Raw genomic sequence first — 18,270 nt, forward strand, 5'->3', positions numbered from 1 at the left:
TTTTTTATCATTTTTATTATACTAAAATCGATTTTAGAGCGTCATTCATACCTCTAACTGCATCTGCACTTTTAGCAAACAAAGCCTTCTCCTGGTCGTTTAACTGAATATCTAAAATTTCTTCTACTCCGTTTTTACCAATTATACAAGGTACTCCAATACATATATCGTTTTGACCATATTCTCCTTCTACAAAAACAGAACAAGCAATCATTTTCTTTTGGTCATTTAAAATGCTATCTACTAAATATGCAACAGAAGCTCCTGGTGCGTACCATGCAGAGGTTCCTAAAAGACCTGTAAGTGTTGCTCCTCCTACCATTGTATCAGCAGCTACTTTTTGTAATTCTTCTTCTGAAAGGAATTCAGTAACCGGAATTCCGTTATAAGATGCTAAACGCGTTAACGGAATCATAGTGGTATCACCGTGACCTCCAATTACCATTGCAGAGATATCATTTGCAGGTTTATCTAAAGCTAAAGACAAATAAGTTCTAAAACGAGAACTGTCTAACGCCCCACCCATACCAATAATTCTGTTTTTTGGCACTCCTGTCGATTTTAAAGCTAAATAGGTCATAGTATCCATAGGATTAGAAACTACAACTATTATGGTATCCGGTGAAAATTTTAATACATTTTCAGCAACTGTTTTTACAATTCCTGCATTTATACCAATTAATTCTTCACGAGTCATTCCCGGTTTTCTCGGAATTCCTGACGTAATAACCACTACATCACTTCCGGCAGTTTTTGAATAATCGTTGGTTACGCCAGATACTTTGGTATTAAACCCCGTATTTGTGGCACATTGCATAATATCTAATGCTTTCCCTTCGGCAAAACCTTCTTTAATATCCAACAACACTACTTCGCTTGCAATTCCTCTATAAGAAATAACATCTGCGCATGTAGCTCCAACATTTCCTGCTCCTACAATGGTAACTTTCATATTTTATACTTTATCGGTTATTTTTTTATGTTTATTTGTTTAATCGTTTATTTGGTTAATCGATTAAACGGTTAAACAAATAAACAACGAAACCTTTTAAGCGTCAATATTTGCGTAAACTGCATTTTTCTCAATAAATTCTCTACGTGGCGGTACTTCATCTCCCATCAACATTGAAAAAACTCTGTCGGCTTCAGCTAAACTATCGATTGTTACCTGACGTAAAGTTCTGAAACTTGGATCCATCGTGGTTTCCCATAATTGCTCCGCGTTCATCTCTCCAAGACCTTTATAACGTTGAATAGCAGCACTTCCTCCCATTCTCTCATTCGCCTGATCGCGTTGAACGTCATTCCATGCATATTCCTTTTTATTTCCTTTTTTAACTAAATATAAAGGTGGTGCAGCAATGTATACGTGACCTTCTTCGATCAATTCTTTCATGAAACGGAAGAAGAACGTTAATATTAAGGTAGAAATGTGACTACCATCGACATCGGCATCACACATGATGATTACCTTATGATATCTTAATTTTTCAAGATTTAATGCTTTACTGTCTTCTGCAGTACCAACGGTAACTCCTAAAGCAGTAAAGATGTTACGAATCTCTTCGTTTTCGAATACTTTATGGTGCATCGCTTTCTCCACATTCAAAATCTTACCACGTAATGGTAAAATCGCCTGAAATGCACGGTCACGACCTTGTTTTGCTGTTCCACCAGCCGAATCTCCCTCGACAAGGTAAACTTCACATCTTGCAGGATCCTGCTCAGAACAATCTGAAAGTTTTCCTGGCAATCCACCGCCACCCATAACGGTTTTACGCTGTACCATTTCACGTGCTTTTTTCGCAGCGTGACGAGCCTGAGCAGCTAAAATTACTTTTTGAATAATGATACGGGCATCATTTGGATTTTCTTCCAAATAATTTTCTAACATTTCTCCAACTGCCTGAGAAACCGGAGAAACAACTTCTCTGTTCCCTAATTTTGTTTTTGTCTGACCTTCGAATTGTGGTTCTGCAACTTTTACCGAAATAATAGCTGTTAATCCTTCACGGAAGTCATCTCCCGCAATTTCGAATTTCAATTTATCCAACATTCCAGAGGCATCTGCATATTTCTTAAGTGTTCTTGTCAAACCACTTCTAAAACCTTGTAAATGCGTTCCTCCTTCGTGAGTATTAATATTATTTACATAAGAGAAAATATTCTCTGTATAACTTGTATTATAAATCAAGGCAACTTCAACCGGAATTTCTCCTTTTTCGTTATCCATGCTGATAACGTGAGAAATAATTGGCTCACGGTTACCATCTAAGTAGCGAATGTATTCTTTTAGACCTTCATCAGAATGAAAAACTTCAACTTTAAATTCACCTTTGTCATCAACTTCTCTTTTGTCAGTAAAGGTAATTGTGATTCCTTTATTTAAGAAAGAAAGCTCACGCATACGTGCTGATAAAGTATCATAAGAAAACTCAGTAGTCTGAGTAAAGATAGTATCGTCCGGGTAAAAAGTCTGGCGTGTACCTCTTTTATCTGTTTCTCCGATTTGTTTAACCGGATACATTGCTTTACCTCTTTCGTATTCTTGCTCGTAAATTTTTCCGTCTCTGAAAACCGTAGATTTCATATGAATAGAAAGTGCATTTACTACAGAAACTCCAACCCCGTGTAAACCTCCTGAAACTTTATAAGAATCTTTATCAAATTTACCTCCGGCACCAATTTTAGTCATTACAACCTCAAGTGCTGAAACTCCTTCTTTTTTATGTAAATCAACTGGAATACCACGACCGTTATCTTCAACTGTTACCGAACCGTCTTCGTTAATTGCAACACCAATAGTATCACAATGTCCTCCCATCGCCTCATCAATAGAGTTATCAACAACCTCATAAACCAAATGATGTAGCCCTCGAACCCCCACATCTCCAATATACATCGATGGACGCATTCTTACGTGCTCCATTCCTTCTAATGCCTGAATACTATCTGCTGAATAATTGTTCTTCTTGATTTCTTCGCTCATATAATTTATTCTAAAAAATGTAATTAGTGTCTAACACGCAAATATATAAAAACGCAAATTATATATCCGTTAAAATCCCATTTAAAGCTTGTAAGTTATTAACATATTATCAAAAAAAGTCAATAAAAAATAGAACAATCGATTTAAAATTCTAATTTTTTAAATTCCAAATTCCAAAACAGGAATAATATAAAAAAAACTAAATTCCAATTTTTGAAAATCCCAAATCTATATGGTTTATTTTAAATAATAAAAATCCGAAACCGACATTCATACATGTAGTTTCGGATTTTTATTATTTAACCCCAATTTGGAATTTCTATATTGGAATTTTGGAATTTATTTCTAAACGGTTACGCCGGATTTAACACTTTCAAAGTTTCCTTGTAAGTGAGCTGCATTTGCTCGTCCGCTTGGATCTTGATTTTCCTGCCATTTCGGAATCCATTTACGAACGGTTTGTGCCGCACTGACCTGTGGGTAATATTTATGAAAAATTGATCTGTATAAATACGCTTCTTTCGTTGTTGGCGAATTGTATGGAAATTCTGCCGCAGCACCCGCTAATTGCTCATCTGATACCTGAGTAGCACAATATTCAATTAATTCATCAATCCAGCTATACCCTACTCCATCAGAAAATTGTTCTTTCTGGCGCCATAAAATTTCATGAGGCAAATACGGATCTTCCGGTGTATCAAATGCTTTTCTTAAAATATATTTTTCAACTCCGTCGTATGTTTTTGGCTGTCTTTCCTGAGGTCTGATCAACATGGTCACATCGAGAAAATTTTTGTCTAAAAACGGAATTCTGGTTTCTATACCATTTGCCATTGTTGATTTATCTGCACGTAGTAAATCTGCGGTAAATAACTTTTGAACTCTTTCGATACTTTCTTTTTGAAATTCTTCTGTTGATGGTGCATTTCTAAAATACAAATGTCCTCCAAAAATCTCATCGGCGCCTTCTCCTGAAAGAATGGCTTTTACACCTTTTTCAGCTATAACCTTAGATAATAAATACATTGGCACACTTGCTCTTACAGAAATGATGTCGTAAGTTTCTATATGCCAGATTATTTTTTCAAGAAGTTTTATTCCTTCTTCAACCGAAAAATGAATTTCGTGATGTTCTGTTCCTAAAAATTCAGCTGCTTTTCTGGCTGCTTTTGCGTCTGGCGCATCAGCATTTAAACCAATTGAAAATGATTGCAGTTTTTTACCGCTATCTGCAAATCGGGTAGCGATTGCAGCAATCAAAGATGAATCTAAACCTCCTGAAAGCAAAACTCCAATTGGCACTTCGCTCATTAAACGTTTACGAACTGCTTCTGTGAGACTTCCTCTTATCAAAGACAAATCAAGATCCTGAACTGCATTTTCGTAATCTTCATATTCTGGTTGATAATACTTTACAAAACCATTTTTTGGTGTATAATAATGTCCAGGAGGAAATGTCGAAAATGTTTTGCATTGATCTGCAATAGGTTTCATTTCTGAAGAAAAATAAATTCTTCCCCTTTCATCTAAACCATAGTACAACGGTTTTACACCCATTGGGTCTCTTCCTGCAATATAATCGTCTCCGTCTACAATTACAAAAGCCCAGTCGCCATCTAATTTATTACAAAAATCACGTCCAAATTCTTCGTATAAATGTACAATGACTTCTGAATCAGATTTTGTTCTGAAAGTATGGTGTTTTAAAATTCCGTCTTTTAATTCCTGATAGTTATAAATTTCACCATCATGCACCATCCAGGCATCTTTAGTTCCCTGAATAGGCTGCTTCCCCGATTTCAAATCAATAATAGACAGGCTCTCATGACAAATTATACTGCCATTTTTCATAATATGAAAATCACTTTCATCAGGACCTCGATGAGACATTCTTTTAGAAAGTTCTTTTACGAGCTGTGGGTCTTTTCCTTTACCGATAACGGCCAATATACCAGACATACTATTCTTTTTTATTTCTTAATTTTATTTCTAAATATTTTCCAAAGCAGTAATTACAACTATTGAATGATATTTATATCTAGCTGAACTAATTTTAAAACATTTGATTGGGGAATGTCAAATATAAAAAAGAAAGTTAAATAATTAGTAATAATTATCTTCAAGTAATTGAAATATCACAAATTAACATTTTAAGACAAGAAAAACGCTCCCAGAACTGACTGAGAACGTTTTTCTAATAACTAAAATATTTAATTAACTAAGTTTAAGCTTTTACGTAGGCATCATCGTGAACGCTTGCAACTGCTCTACCTGAAGGATCGTTCATGTTTTTAAAAGCTTCATCCCACTCCAAAGCGATTTTTGTACTACAAGCAACACTTGCTTCCTGAGGCACACATAGAGCCGCAGCATCACTTGGGAAATGTTCTGCGAAGATAGAACGATAGTAATATTCTTCTTTAGAAGTTGGTGTTTGTAATGGGAATTTATATTTCGCATTTGCCAATTGTTCATCTGAAACTTCTTTTCCTACCACTTCTTTCAAAGTATCAATCCAGCTGTATCCTACTCCATCAGAAAATTGTTCTTTTTGTCTCCATGCTACACTTTCTGGCAACATATCTTCAAAAGCTTTACGAACTACCCATTTTTCCATTGGGTGTTCTTTGTTGATCATTTTATCTTGTGGGTTGATGCGCATGGCAACATCCATAAATTCTTTATCTAAAAACGGAACGCGACCTTCAATTCCCCACGCTGCTAAACTTTTGTTCGCACGTAAACAATCGTACATGTGAAGTTTACTTAATTTACGAACATTTTCTTCGTGAAATTCTCTTGCGTTTGGTGCTTTATGAAAGTATAAATATCCTCCGAATAATTCATCAGCGCCTTCTCCTGACAGCACCATTTTAATTCCCATAGATTTAATAACTCTCGCCATTAACCACATTGGTGTTGAGGCTCTAACCGTAGTTACATCATACGTTTCCAGGTTATAAATTACATCACGAACAGCATCTAAACCTTCCTGAATAGTGAATTTAATTTCATGGTGAATTGTTCCGATATGCTTTGCTACAATCTGAGCAGCTGCTAAATCAGGAGAACCATCTAATCCTACTGAAAACGAGTGCAATTGCGGATACCAGGCATCTGTAGTATCATCAGATTCAATACGTTTTTGTGCAAATTTTTTGGCTACAGCCGAAGTAATAGATGAATCTAAACCTCCTGAAAGTAAAACTCCGTAAGGAACATCACTCATTAATTGTCTGTGAACCGCTGCTTCAAGCGCTTCCTTAATAGCAGGAATACTTGTTTCGTTATCTTTTACTGCATCATAATCAACCCAGTCTCTTTTGTACCATTGTACAAATTCACCATCTTTACTTGTCATGTAATGTCCCGGAGGAAACAATTGAATTTTTGTACAATATCCTTCTAAAGCTTTCAATTCTGAAGCTACATAAAAAGTTCCGTGCTGATCCCAACCAATGTAAAGTGGAATAATTCCCATGTGATCACGAGCAATAAAATACTCATCTTTGTCTACATCATAAATCGCAAATCCGAAGATTCCGTTCATTTCATCCACAAAATGAGGACCTTTTTCTTTGTAAAGCGCCAGGATAACTTCGCAGTCACTTTCAGTCTGAAAGTTATATTTTCCTTCAAATTGTTTACGCAATTCTCTGTGGTTATAAATTTCACCGTTTGCAGCCAAAACCAATTTTTTATCTTCTGTAAATAAAGGTTGCTTTCCTGAAGCCGGATCTACAATTGCCAAACGCTCGTGAGACAGAATTGCTTTTTCATTGCTGTAAATTCCGCTCCAGTCCGGTCCACGGTGACGAATGATTTTAGACATTTCTAATACTTGAGGTCTTAATGCTTCAGCTTTTTGTTTTAGATCAAAGGCACATACGATTCCACACATAACTATATATTTTTATTTTTAAATTTTATTTTGATAGGGCAAAGATGCGTTAATGGTTATAATCGAAAAACACAAATCCTTATTTCGATTACAATTTATAACCATAATTTTATTTTTACATATAAAATGTAAAATTTTAGCACAAAATAAAGCTCTCAACTTGAAAATTTTAATTTTGAGCTTAAACAAGTGATAAAGCACAAGGGTTTTGAGAGATCTTTGAATTAAATTTTGAAATATTTTAGAATCGTTGAAAGATTCATAATGAGAGAAAGAAAAGCTGTTCAAAAATTATTGTTTTCCTCAATCGTGTCATTTCGAGGAACGAGAAATCACATTACGGATTCACGGTTCGTTTCTCTCTGGATGTGATTTCTCGTTCCTCGAAATGACATAAAAACTTAGATCAGGAGAGACCTAACAGGTTTTAAAAACCTGATAAGTCTATTACATTTGACTAAACGAAATAGAAAGTTATTCAACACTTTCAATAGTATAATGCGTCTTATTAATTTCAAATTGAAACCCCACTTTATTCCCCATTAAATGAGATCCCAAAGGAGATTGTGGAGAAAGCGCAATAACATTTACACCATCTATTGTGATTTTGGGCAACGCCACGCTCAAATATAAATGAATTCCGTTTGCCTTTACCAAACTTCCTGAAATGATATTTTCGGTTGTTTTTGAGGCATCAATTTTATCTAAAATAGCTTTTTGAGTTATGGCTTCTTTTAGTTTATTGGTAAGTTTTTCCTGTTCGATATGCATCATCGATAATGCGGTTTCATGTTTATCGCCCGCTGAACCTTTGGCGTCATTTTTAGAATCTTCGGTCAAAGCCGAAATCATGTCTCTAAAAACATCTATTCGGTCCTGAACCATTTGTAAATAATGAGAATGTATTTTTTGTTTGAATTCCATAAGCTGTCTGCCAAAAAGGCGCTAAGTCGCAAAGATCGTAAAAAAAACCAAGCCACAAATTCACGAATTAGATTAATATAAATTCGTGAATTTGTGGCTTTAAAACTTGGATAAAAAAACTTAGTGCCTTAGTGGCTAAATAAATTTAAAAATCGAATTTATAATTAGCCCCGCCTAAAACCTGGAATCCTTGTACAGGATAATTCAACCATTTTTCGTAAGCCTGATTTCCGATATTATTTAATTTTACGAAGAAAGTCAAACGTTCGCTGAATTTGTATCCTAAATGTGCGTTTGCATCAAAATAGCTTTTTAAAGTAACCGGCGTTCCAAAAGCATTAATATCTAAATTTGTTTGCATGTCTTTACGTTCTCCAACATAAAACACATTTAAACCAGCATACCATTGTTTAGTAATGTTTACATCAAGGTTTGAACTCAATTTTATCGTTGGTAGATTCCAGGCTTCTACGTCTCCATCTGTTTTGTAACTATTAAAAGTTCCGTTGATTCCAAAACTAACATTTTCAGAAAAATCAGCTTTTAATTCTCCGTAAAAACGAAACGTTCTGATGTCTTCATATACAACTCCAAAAGAGTTTCCGAAAGCATAATTTTCATTAGAAATATCTTCTGTATAATCATTGCTTTTAAACAAAGCTTTATCTTTCTCATTCAAATACGAACCAGTCAGGTTATAATTGATATTATTCGCTAATTTACCTTTTAGACCAGCAAATACATTGTATTGAGTGCTGCTTGGTCTCATGTTTAAAGTTGGAGATAAAAACGGATTTTCAGTTACAAAATCAGCATAAGAGTTTTGATTTAAACTACCATTTACTCCTGTGTAAAAAATCATCAAATCACCTACTAACTTATACGAAGCATTTACTTTTGGATAAATATAAAATTTATTTCCGCTGTTTTCTGAATCTAAACCATAGTATAATCCTGCTCCTAATTCCAGAGTCCAGTCATTTTCGTTTACCACAAAACTTGGTTCAACTCCAAAATTGGTAAGACTGTAATCTATTGGCTGTCCGGTATTTTCAAAGTAATTATTTTTAAAACTTCCGCTTACGTGATCTACAATAACATTGGTATTTATGGACTGATCCATAACATCAACTTTAAAAGTTGGTTTCACATAAAAACGATTTTCTGATGAAGAAAAACTATCCGAAAAATGTGTAAATCTTGCAGCTACTTTACTAAAAATACTTTCGTTTAAATCTATATTTCCTCCCAAAGAAATAGTGTTGTAAGAATGATTCGGATTAATAGCATCTATTAAACCAAAACGCTCTTCAGGAAGTAAAGTCAACCCAAAATCAGCCGGCAAACCGTACCAGTTATAAATTTGATTTTGATATCCTAAATCAATATTCCATGACATATCGCGATTGTTTTGACCGTAACCAACATTCAATGCTGTGTCATAAAACTCATCATTCAGAGGCACATTTTTAATCCCGCCTTGCGACGAGTGATGACGAAACATTCCAGCAACATAATCATTATTTCCTAAATCTTGTGTCACAAACAATTCTGCATTCAATGTTCCATAACTTCCAACGCCTAAAGTCGCATAATTGCTAAACAAACGTTCCTGTTTCGATTTGTCAACGCTTGCGGCATTTCCTTTCGAAGGCGTAAAAGTCGACGCCACAGGAACTGATAAAATACTGTATTTTATGGTTTCTTTGGCCTGGTTTCCTTTATCGTCAAGCGACGGAGTTTCTTTTACTTTATAAGCGTCTGATATAGTTGGCGAATACGGCTTAACAACATTTACGGTTTCAGTACCAATGCTTTCTTCTTTCTTTTGCGAAAATGAAAGCTGAGATACAAACAGCAACATCAAAATGATAGTCTTATTATGGAAATTAATTTTCATATTTTATTTTTTTGAGAACAAAGAAGATAGAATAAAGAAAATAGACTTTATAGTTTATCTATATTCTTTGTTTACTAATCTTTTCTCTTTATTCTATTCTCTATATTCTTTACTCTATTTTCTAAAATCTTTATTCTTTACTCTAAAATCTTTATTCTATTCTCTTAAATTAAGCTTCCCATTCGCCTTTAGCAATAAACTGGGCTTTTCCTCCTATTTTAATATCAAATTCGTTTTCGGTTAATTTTCCTTTAAAGTGAATTTGAGAAGGACGATTTATATAATCTCCCTGATAATTTATCAAATCAATTTGCGGAGTATTATTTTTTAAAAGATAAGCCTGCAGACAAGTACTTGCGCTTCCTGTAGCTGCATCTTCGACCAATTGATTATGTTCGATACACAACATTCTGCTGAAAAGTTTTGAACCTTCTAAATAGTAGAAATACAAACCTCTGTGAGCTGTTTTGCAATTGTTTTTCAACCATTTATCAGTTTTATCTTTGTCTAAAACCAAATTTTCCAACGCTTTTTTATTACTCAGCCCTACCATCACAAATGCGCTTCCGGTAGAAACTTCCTGAATTGGGAATTGATTTTCAAAATCTTCTACTTTCAGATTACTGAAGAATGTAAAATCTTCTTTCGAAAAAGTATCCCAAAATTTTGGCTGAGCCGCTTTTAACCAAATCAAATCATCTGATTGATGAATTGAAATTGGTCCAATTGGAACATTCAACGTTATATTTTCAGGCGAATTATCAAATACTTTATTCATCAAAACCCATGAAGTTCCAATTATTGGATGACCTGCAAACTGCATTTCCTGAGATGGTGTAAATATTTTAATTTCTGCCTTATTGTTTTCTTTATCAAGTTTGGTAACAAAAGTGCTTTCTGCAAAATTAATTTCGCGCGCTATCTTTTGCATTTCTTCTGAACTTAAATTTCCGGCTTCTAAAAAAACTGCCAACTGATTTCCGGCATATTTTTTATCTGTAAAAACATCAATTATATAAAAGGGTAAATTCATTTCTTTTTCTTTTTTTAGAATATAGAGCAAAGAAAAAAGAAAATAGATTTCAAATCTTTGCTTTCCACTCTATGTTCTATTTTCTTTATTCTTTACTCTTTTTATTTATTTAGTAATTGACGAATTTGTTTTAGATTCTTCCAGTTTAATAGCGCTCAATTCTGTTTTCGCTTCTTCAACTACATCCGGATAATCTGTAAAATTGTTTATTACGTTATCTAAAATATAAGTTGCCTGATAACTGTCTTTTAATCCGTAGAAGTTTTTGGCCATTAAAACTAAACTCTTAGCTCCGTAATATTTAAAGCCCGAATAATTTTTAGCCAGTTTTTGAACCGCAACATTCGATGCATCAAATTTGCCTTCTTTGGTTTTAAAATAAGCATCGTAATACAAAGCTTCTGCTGCTAATTCTCCTTTAGATGTTGCCGATAATTTAGCGTAAGCTGCTTTTGCTTTATCTTCATCGCCTGTTTGCATTGCAGCACGTGCCACTATAATTTGTGCATCTGCTTTTACATTGGCGTCGGCCTTAGGATTTTGCAGTACTTTATCAGCATAAATTACTGAGTTATTGTAATCTTTTTTATCATAGTAACATTTCATCAAATTTGCCTGGGCAAAGCTTTTATTTTGAGGAAAATCAGCTTCATTTTCTAAACGAACTAAAACCGGAACCGATTTATCGCAATCTTTTGCTTTTAAGAAAATTTGAGACAATCTTGTTAGTGCTTGTTCTGTGAACTCATTTCTAGGCTGATCGATTACATATTGATAATTTGTTACCGATTTGCTTTCTGAACCTTCTGCGTAAAGCAATTGCGCTAAATAAAAGTTAGTTTCAAGAGCGTGAATTCCTGATGGAAATTTGCTAATATAACCTGTAAAACCGGTAATGGCTACCTTACTATTATTTTGGCTATATTGTTTAAATGCGCCTTCGTAAGTATCATTATCTAAATCAGCATCGGTTACGGCAACAAAGTTTAAGGTACGAACCCAAGTGGCATATTCGTCTACTTTTCCTGAATCTACATAAATTAATCTTGCTGTAGAAACTGCTTCTAAAGCTTCGGGAGTTTTTGGGAATTCTGCCGCTACTTTTTTGAATTTAACCAAAGCTTGTTCATCACGATCTGAGTTGTAATAAATTAAACCTTGTCTTAAAATTGATTTTGAAGTAAACGAACCGTTTTTATATTCTGAAATTAACTGATCGTATGTTTTAATCGCCTGATCGTTCCTTTTATCTGCAACATAAGTATTCGCTAATTCAAATAAAACATCATCACGATATTCTGATTTTTTGTACATCTGAAGAAAATTATTCAGCTCATCAATTTTCTTATCGTTTTTACCCATAAAACCATAAGAAATCGCTTTTTGGAATTGAGCATAATCAGCATCAACGCCTTTTGCTTCTATGGCTTTTGCGTATGCTTCCATCGCAGGGCCATATTTAGAACTTACAAATCTGCAATCTCCTAAACGCAAATACGAATCGTTTAAACGAACTTTATCATCTTTTACATTATCAATTTGTGCCTGAAATGAATTGGCTGCCTGATCGTATTCTTTTAGTTTAAAATAGGTATATCCAATATTATAATTGATGTTTTTGTATTCATCCGTTGCTTTCGCTCCAGCTAAACCTGCAAATTGTTTGTAGCTTAATAATGCTGATTGAAAATCATCTGTAACATACTCAGATTCTGCTTTCCAGAAAGTAGCACGAGCTGTGACTTCTGGATTTTTTTGTTCTTTGACAGCACCGTTAAACATTTTTAATGCTTCAGAATAATTCGATTCTGTGTACAATTCTAAACCTCTATAAAAAAGTACTTTTTGATACGCTAATTTATTTTCAGGAGTTCTGTTTTTTTCTAATAAAACCAAAGCTTCCTTATAATTTTTAGATGAAATATAAGAATCGACTAATAGTTTTTCAACTTCGGCTCTGCTTGAATTGTTCGGATATTTTTTCAGGAAATCAAGTAAAATTCCCGGAACGGTTTGATAAGCATTTCCTATTTCATAACTCAATTTAGCATAGTTTAAAGCTGCATCTTCCTGAATTTGTGCATTAAAATCCATTTCCGATGCATTTTTAAATGCATTCAAAGCTTCTTGTTTTTTTCCTGTATTTAAATAACTTAAACCTAAATGGTAATATGCATTTTGTGCTACGAAATCTTTTCCTTCAATGATTTTATTAAATTGAGAAATAGCCTTTTCATATTCTTTTTGCTCATAATACGCATATCCTAACTGGTAGAAATCAGTATTGTTCCACTTTCCTTTTTTACCTGCATATTGCTCTAAAAACGGAATTGCTTTGCCATATTGTTTTAAATTGAAATAACTTTCTCCGATAATTTTATTCAGTTCTGATTTCTCAAGTGCATTTGATTTAGCCATTGCTACTTGTCCCAAATCAATTGCTTTCTGGAAATTCCCTAATTTAAAATTCATATCAGCCTGATAATACGAAAGCTTTTCTTTGTATTTTTCTTCGCCCGAAACTTCATCAAAATATTTAGTTGCCTCTTTATAATCATCACCTTCATAAGCCATAAATCCTAGATAATACTTGGCTTGAGAACCAAATTCAGGCGAGTTTACAACTTTATTGAAATAAGTGGTTGCTTCTTTTTTCTTCTTTGCATTGAAATAACTATATCCTTTTTGGAAATTGAATTTATCCAAATCAGATTTGCTCATATAGCTTTCGTCAACTCTATCGAACCATTGCAGTGCTTTTGGATAATTGCCTTGTTCGAAGAAAAAATGAGCGACTTCTATATAAGCCTGATTTTGTTTGGTACTTGTGGGATAATCGCTTACGAATTTTTCCATCAACTCATCGGCATTTGCCTGATTGGTTCTGATGGCGCAGTTGGCGATATAATACGCACAATCTGACTTAACCTCTTCGGTCGTCGCGTTATTTTTTACATACTCAAAAATATGTTGTGCCGAAGCATATTGTTTATCATTATATAAAGCAAGTGCTTTGTCAAAATCTTTTAAATCGTAAGTATATATAGCTGATTTTTGTGCCGAAACTATGGTCGAAATAAGGACAATTGGTAATAAAAAGAACCAGGAAAGTTTACGCATTTTAATTTTATTTAGTATTCAAATGTATCATTTTATACCGTTTATAACGAAACGTTTCTGGCATTTATTATGAACAAATTATTTAATAGTTGTTATTTATCGGCATCTTGAGCTTCAAAATATTGGTTCTCAAACTTTCTCAAACAATTTATTATTCAAATTATAGTTTAACAATACAAGTCATATGTTTTTTTAGTTGGGGAATATTTACTCAGCTCAGCTAAAATCACTTAAGACGTTTAAAATTTCATTTCTGCGTTTTATAAATTTTCTTTAGAAATGATTCAATTTTATTTTGAATCCAACCGTTATCTTATTACTTTTACCATTAAAATCACTTTTATTATGTCACAAACCGTACTATCTCTTAAGGAAGTCACTATATATCAAGAAGGAAGAAAAATTTTATCTCATATCAATTTAGATGTTCAACACGGCGAATTCATTTATATAATTGGAAAAACAGGTTCCGGAAAAAGTAGTTTCATGAAAACTTTATATGGAGACTTGCCTTTAACAGAAGGTGAAGGTCATATTGTAGAATTTGATTTGGCTAATTTAAAAGAAAATGATATTCCGTACTTGAGACGTAAAATTGGAATCGTATTTCAGGATTTCAAATTGCTTCCGGACCGTTCTGTAAAAGACAACATGCTTTTTGTTCTAAAAGCAACAGGATGGGTTGATAAAGAAGGAATGGAACGTAAAATTGATGAAGTTCTTGATAAAGTTGGTATGAAAGATTACATCAATAAAATGCCGCACCAACTTTCGGGCGGAGAACAACAACGTGTTGCAATTGCAAGAGCTTTATTAAACGATCCTGAATTTATTCTTGCCGATGAACCAACAGGAAACCTTGATCCTCAAACAAGTTCTGAAGTTCTTGAAGTATTGAAAAAAATCAATGCAAATGGTAAAACGGTTATAATGGCAACGCACGATTATGCTTTGTTAATGAAATTTCCATCTAAAACATTGAAATGCGAGGATGAAAGAATATTTGAAGTGGTGCAACGCAGCGTGTAATGCTTTCTATTTTAATTCCTGTTTATAACTATAATGTTTTTCCGCTTGTCGAAACATTGTATAATCAGGCTTTGGAATGTAATATTGCTTTTGAAATTATTTGTTTAGATGATGGTTCTGAAGCTTTTTTATCGGAAAATCAAAAAATCAATCTACTCAAAGATAGTTCTTATTCTGTTTTAGATAAAAACATAGGCCGAAGTGCTATTCGGAATTTGTTAGCTCAAAAAGCAACTTATGACAACTTGCTTTTTCTGGATGCTGATACAATTCCGGTTCATGATAATTTTCTTTCTAACTATGTTTCAGAAATAAATAATAATGAAAAAGTAGTTTATGGAGGCATTTTGTATGAAGCTTCAAAACCTCTAAAAGAACAACTTTTACGCTGGGTTTATGGCACACAACGTGAAGCGTTATCTACTTTAGAGCGAAATAAAAATCCTTATCTTTCATTTTTAACCTTAAATTTTCTGATTAAAAAGAGTGTTTTTTCTCAAGTAAATTTTAATGAAAACATTCCAAATTTAAGACATGAAGATACTTTGTTTTCCTATGAATTAATGCAATATAAAATTGAAATTATTCATATTGAAAATCCCGTTTATCATTTAGGAATTGAGGATAGCAAAACATTCTTAAGAAAATCTGAGGAAGCGGTTGTGGGATTAAAAAACCTTGTAGATTCTAATTTAATTTCTTCTGATTATGTAAGACTGTCCCATTATTTTTTAATCTTGAAAAAATATGGCTTACAATCGATAATTGCTTTTGGGTTTAAAACATTTAGATTGTTTTTTTTGAAACAATTGCTAGGTAAAAAACCATCGCTTTTGTTGTTTGATATTTATCGATTGGGATATTATTGTACTTTATAAATTAACTCCTTTAATTGAATCAAATAAAGTTCTCCATTGGTTCATTATAGTTTTTAAATCATATTTTTCTATACTTTTTATTGCTTCTTTACTGATCTTTATCCGTAAATTTTCATCTTCTATCAAGAGGCTTAATTTTTCAACAAAAGCGTCTTTATTCCCATCTTCAATAAGAAATCCATTTTTATTGTTTTGTATGATTGCTTTTGGACCGACAGGACAATCATATGCGACACAGGGTAAACCGCAAGCCATAGCTTCAATTAAAACCATTGGCAATGCCTCGTTTCTGGAAGTCATTACCAATATTGATGCTTCTGTATATTTTTCTTGTATCTTTTTAACCGGATCAGCAAAAACTACATTTTTTTCAATCTTTAATTTTTTTGCTAAGTTTAATAATCCTAAATCTTCGTTTTCTTTTCCATAAATCTCTAATAACCAATCAGGATGTTTTTCTGCAACTAATTTCCATATTTGCAATAATCTGTCAATTCCTTTTTCATGTGAATGTCTCGCGACAGCAATAACTTTTTTTGATTTCAAATCTGAAAAAGATTTCGTTTCAATCCATAATGGATTAGGAATTATGGTGCTGTTTTTAACAGACCATTCGTTCAAGCTTTCTTTTGATAATGCGATAAAAGATAAAAATTGAGAAGCACAATAATTTCGATATATATATTTGAATTTATTGGTAAATCCAAAAAAATGAGATTCCCTGTATTCATTGAATCTGGAACCGTGTGCTTCAAAAATTATGGGCACTTTTGTATTTATAAGTAATGGAATTGAAAATGATTTTAGTGCAAAATCACAAACGATAATACAGTCTGGCTGTATTTTTTTTATATATTTCTGCAGCTCTTTTTTATATCGAAGTAAATTAAAAGCTTTATTGCTTTTAAGTGAAATATCATAGAATTTAATTTGCTTATTAAATTCAAAAAAAAGATTTTCATTTCCTTCATTTTGAGTAATAATGCAAACTTCATAATTAAATTTTTCAATTAAATAATTGGTTTTTACTGCAAGCACTCTTTGTACTCCTCCTTCTTCATTTGCCCTTTGCGTGATATAAAGTAATTTCATTATTTTGATTTCAAAAATTCACTGTAGTCTCGTAAATACTCATCTTCATCAAAAACTTCAGATGCTAAAACAAGACAAACTGCTCCAGATGAAAAATTTTCGAGCTCGCGCCAGATATTATTTTCAATCAGCAAACCTTTATCTGGTTTATTTAAAGTGATTGTTTTTTCGGTTTTACCATCTTTTAAAACGACGTCAAAACTTCCGGAAATTGCGATTAAAATTTGTTGCAGTTTTTTATGGGAATGCCCACCTCTTTTTGAAGAACTTGGGATATCGTATAAATAATAGACTCTTTTTATTTCAAAAGGAATAGTATCATTTTCAATTACTGCAATGTTGCCTAAAATATTTTCAATTTTTGGAAAATCGATTAAAACTATATTCATAATGTTATTTCAATTTTATAATTTTTGTTAGGCACTAATACTTATCGATTTCTTATTTTCGTATCAAATATATAACTCTTTAAAAACAATATGCAAAATAAATTAGTCACAGTTATTTGCTTGTGTTATAATCACGAAAAATTTGTTACAGAGAGTTTGCTTTCAGTTATCAATCAGGATTATGCGTTTATTGAATTAATAATTGTAGATGATTACAGTACTGATAATTCTAAAAACATAATAAAAGAATGGCTCTTAAATTATCCTGAAGCTCAATTTATTGCCAATGAAACCAATTTAGGAAATACTAAATCATTCAATAAAGCGCTTAAATTAGCCAATGGAGATTACATCATTGATTTGGCTGCTGATGACGTTTTAGTTTCAAATTGCATTTCGTTACAAATAGAAGCCTTTAACGAAAGTATCTTTAAAAACCTCGGAATTGTTTACGGAAATGCTGAATTAATTACTGAAAATGGTGAATTTGATTCTTATTATTTTCCTGTAGATCATAACCGAAAAATTATCCAAAAAAGACAAACAGGTAATATCTATTTAAGTGTTCTTTCTGGCGGAGATAGTATTTGTTCCGTTTCTTCAATGGCTAAAAAATCAGTTTATGATTTCTTAAACGGTTATGATGAAACACTTGCTTATGAGGATTTAGATTTTTGGATACGCTCATCTCGTTTATATGAATTTGATTTTATAGATGAAGTTTTAATTAAAAAAAGAATTTCGGCTAATTCCTTAACTACCAACTTTTATATTAATCATACTTCCCGATTTAAAAAAATAAATTTATCTACTTATTTAGTCCTGAAAAAAGGTATTAAATTAAATCGCACAAAAGAGGAAGATTTTACTGTTCAAAAAAGAGTACATCATGAAATAATTCACACTTTTAAAATTAAAGATTATAGTTTATTTTTGAAAAATGTAGGTTTGCGATTTTGGTTATTTTGCAGAACAAATTTTAAAAAATATTGAAATCTGTAAATTTGTACATATC

At 32.7% G+C, this 18,270-nt stretch carries 13 protein-coding genes; 3 read left to right on the forward strand and 10 right to left on the reverse strand.

Annotated elements, in window-relative coordinates; genetic code table 11:
• Positions 1 to 16 precede the first annotated feature (16 nt).
• The 8 genes from mdh to EV143_RS19915 all read right to left on the reverse strand — a co-directional run bounded on the left by mdh (position 17) and on the right by EV143_RS19915 (position 13,867).
• The gene (gene mdh / locus EV143_RS19875) at positions 17 to 952 is read right to left on the reverse strand and encodes a malate dehydrogenase (protein WP_133509676.1); all 936 of its coding nucleotides are present in this window, start codon (positions 950 to 952) and stop codon (positions 17 to 19) included.
• A gap of 96 nt (positions 953 to 1,048) precedes the next feature.
• Positions 1,049 to 2,989 (reverse strand): DNA topoisomerase (ATP-hydrolyzing) subunit B, encoded by a 1,941-nt coding sequence (gene gyrB / locus EV143_RS19880; RefSeq protein ID WP_133509677.1) that lies wholly within the window; start codon positions 2,987 to 2,989, stop codon positions 1,049 to 1,051.
• A 345-nt stretch (positions 2,990 to 3,334) separates the two neighbouring features.
• Positions 3,335 to 4,948, reverse strand: a complete 1,614-nt coding sequence (gene asnB, locus EV143_RS19885; protein WP_133509678.1) for an asparagine synthase B — start codon at positions 4,946 to 4,948, stop codon at positions 3,335 to 3,337.
• 265 nt (positions 4,949 to 5,213) lie between these two features.
• A complete protein-coding gene (gene asnB, locus EV143_RS19890) occupies positions 5,214 to 6,890 on the reverse strand; it encodes an asparagine synthase B (RefSeq protein WP_133509679.1) in 1,677 nt (558 codons plus the stop codon).
• A gap of 474 nt (positions 6,891 to 7,364) precedes the next feature.
• Positions 7,365 to 7,814, reverse strand: a complete 450-nt coding sequence (locus tag EV143_RS19895) for a hypothetical protein (protein WP_133509680.1) — start codon at positions 7,812 to 7,814, stop codon at positions 7,365 to 7,367.
• Positions 7,815 to 7,959: 145 nt separating this feature from the next.
• A complete protein-coding gene (locus EV143_RS19900) occupies positions 7,960 to 9,714 on the reverse strand; it encodes a TonB-dependent receptor (protein ID WP_133509681.1) in 1,755 nt (584 codons plus the stop codon).
• A 169-nt stretch (positions 9,715 to 9,883) separates the two neighbouring features.
• A complete protein-coding gene (locus EV143_RS19910; protein ID WP_133509683.1) occupies positions 9,884 to 10,747 on the reverse strand; it encodes a PhzF family phenazine biosynthesis protein in 864 nt (287 codons plus the stop codon).
• Positions 10,748 to 10,852: 105 nt separating this feature from the next.
• A complete protein-coding gene (locus EV143_RS19915) occupies positions 10,853 to 13,867 on the reverse strand; it encodes a tetratricopeptide repeat protein (protein ID WP_133509684.1) in 3,015 nt (1,004 codons plus the stop codon).
• A gap of 345 nt (positions 13,868 to 14,212) precedes the next feature.
• On the opposite strand from EV143_RS19915, the gene EV143_RS19920 reads away from it, so the two are divergent.
• The gene (locus tag EV143_RS19920) at positions 14,213 to 14,896 is read left to right on the forward strand and encodes a cell division ATP-binding protein FtsE (RefSeq protein WP_133509685.1); all 684 of its coding nucleotides are present in this window, start codon (positions 14,213 to 14,215) and stop codon (positions 14,894 to 14,896) included.
• Positions 14,896 to 15,774 (forward strand): glycosyltransferase family 2 protein, encoded by an 879-nt coding sequence (locus tag EV143_RS19925; protein ID WP_133509686.1) that lies wholly within the window; start codon positions 14,896 to 14,898, stop codon positions 15,772 to 15,774. Before EV143_RS19920 ends, EV143_RS19925 begins: the two co-directional genes overlap by 1 nt.
• On the opposite strand, the gene EV143_RS19930 is transcribed toward EV143_RS19925, so the two are convergent.
• Both EV143_RS19930 and EV143_RS19935 read right to left on the reverse strand, forming a co-directional pair.
• Entirely contained in the window at positions 15,769 to 16,866 is a 1,098-nt protein-coding gene (locus EV143_RS19930) for a glycosyltransferase family 4 protein (protein ID WP_133509687.1), read from the reverse strand. The two genes, EV143_RS19925 and EV143_RS19930, sit on opposite strands and share 6 nt — an antisense overlap.
• Positions 16,866 to 17,255: a sugar 3,4-ketoisomerase gene (locus EV143_RS19935; protein WP_133509688.1), complete on the reverse strand. Its 390-nt coding sequence runs from the start codon at positions 17,253 to 17,255 to the stop codon at positions 16,866 to 16,868. The genes EV143_RS19930 and EV143_RS19935 overlap by 1 nt, the downstream gene beginning before the upstream one ends.
• A 90-nt stretch (positions 17,256 to 17,345) precedes the next feature.
• On the opposite strand from EV143_RS19935, the gene EV143_RS19940 reads away from it, so the two are divergent.
• Complete coding sequence (locus EV143_RS19940; protein ID WP_133509689.1) at positions 17,346 to 18,248, forward strand: glycosyltransferase; 903 nt, start codon at positions 17,346 to 17,348, stop codon at positions 18,246 to 18,248.
• The last annotated feature ends 22 nt before the right edge of the window (positions 18,249 to 18,270 follow it).

Source organism: Flavobacterium chryseum, from assembly GCF_004362015.1.
Taxonomy (GTDB): domain Bacteria; phylum Bacteroidota; class Bacteroidia; order Flavobacteriales; family Flavobacteriaceae; genus Flavobacterium.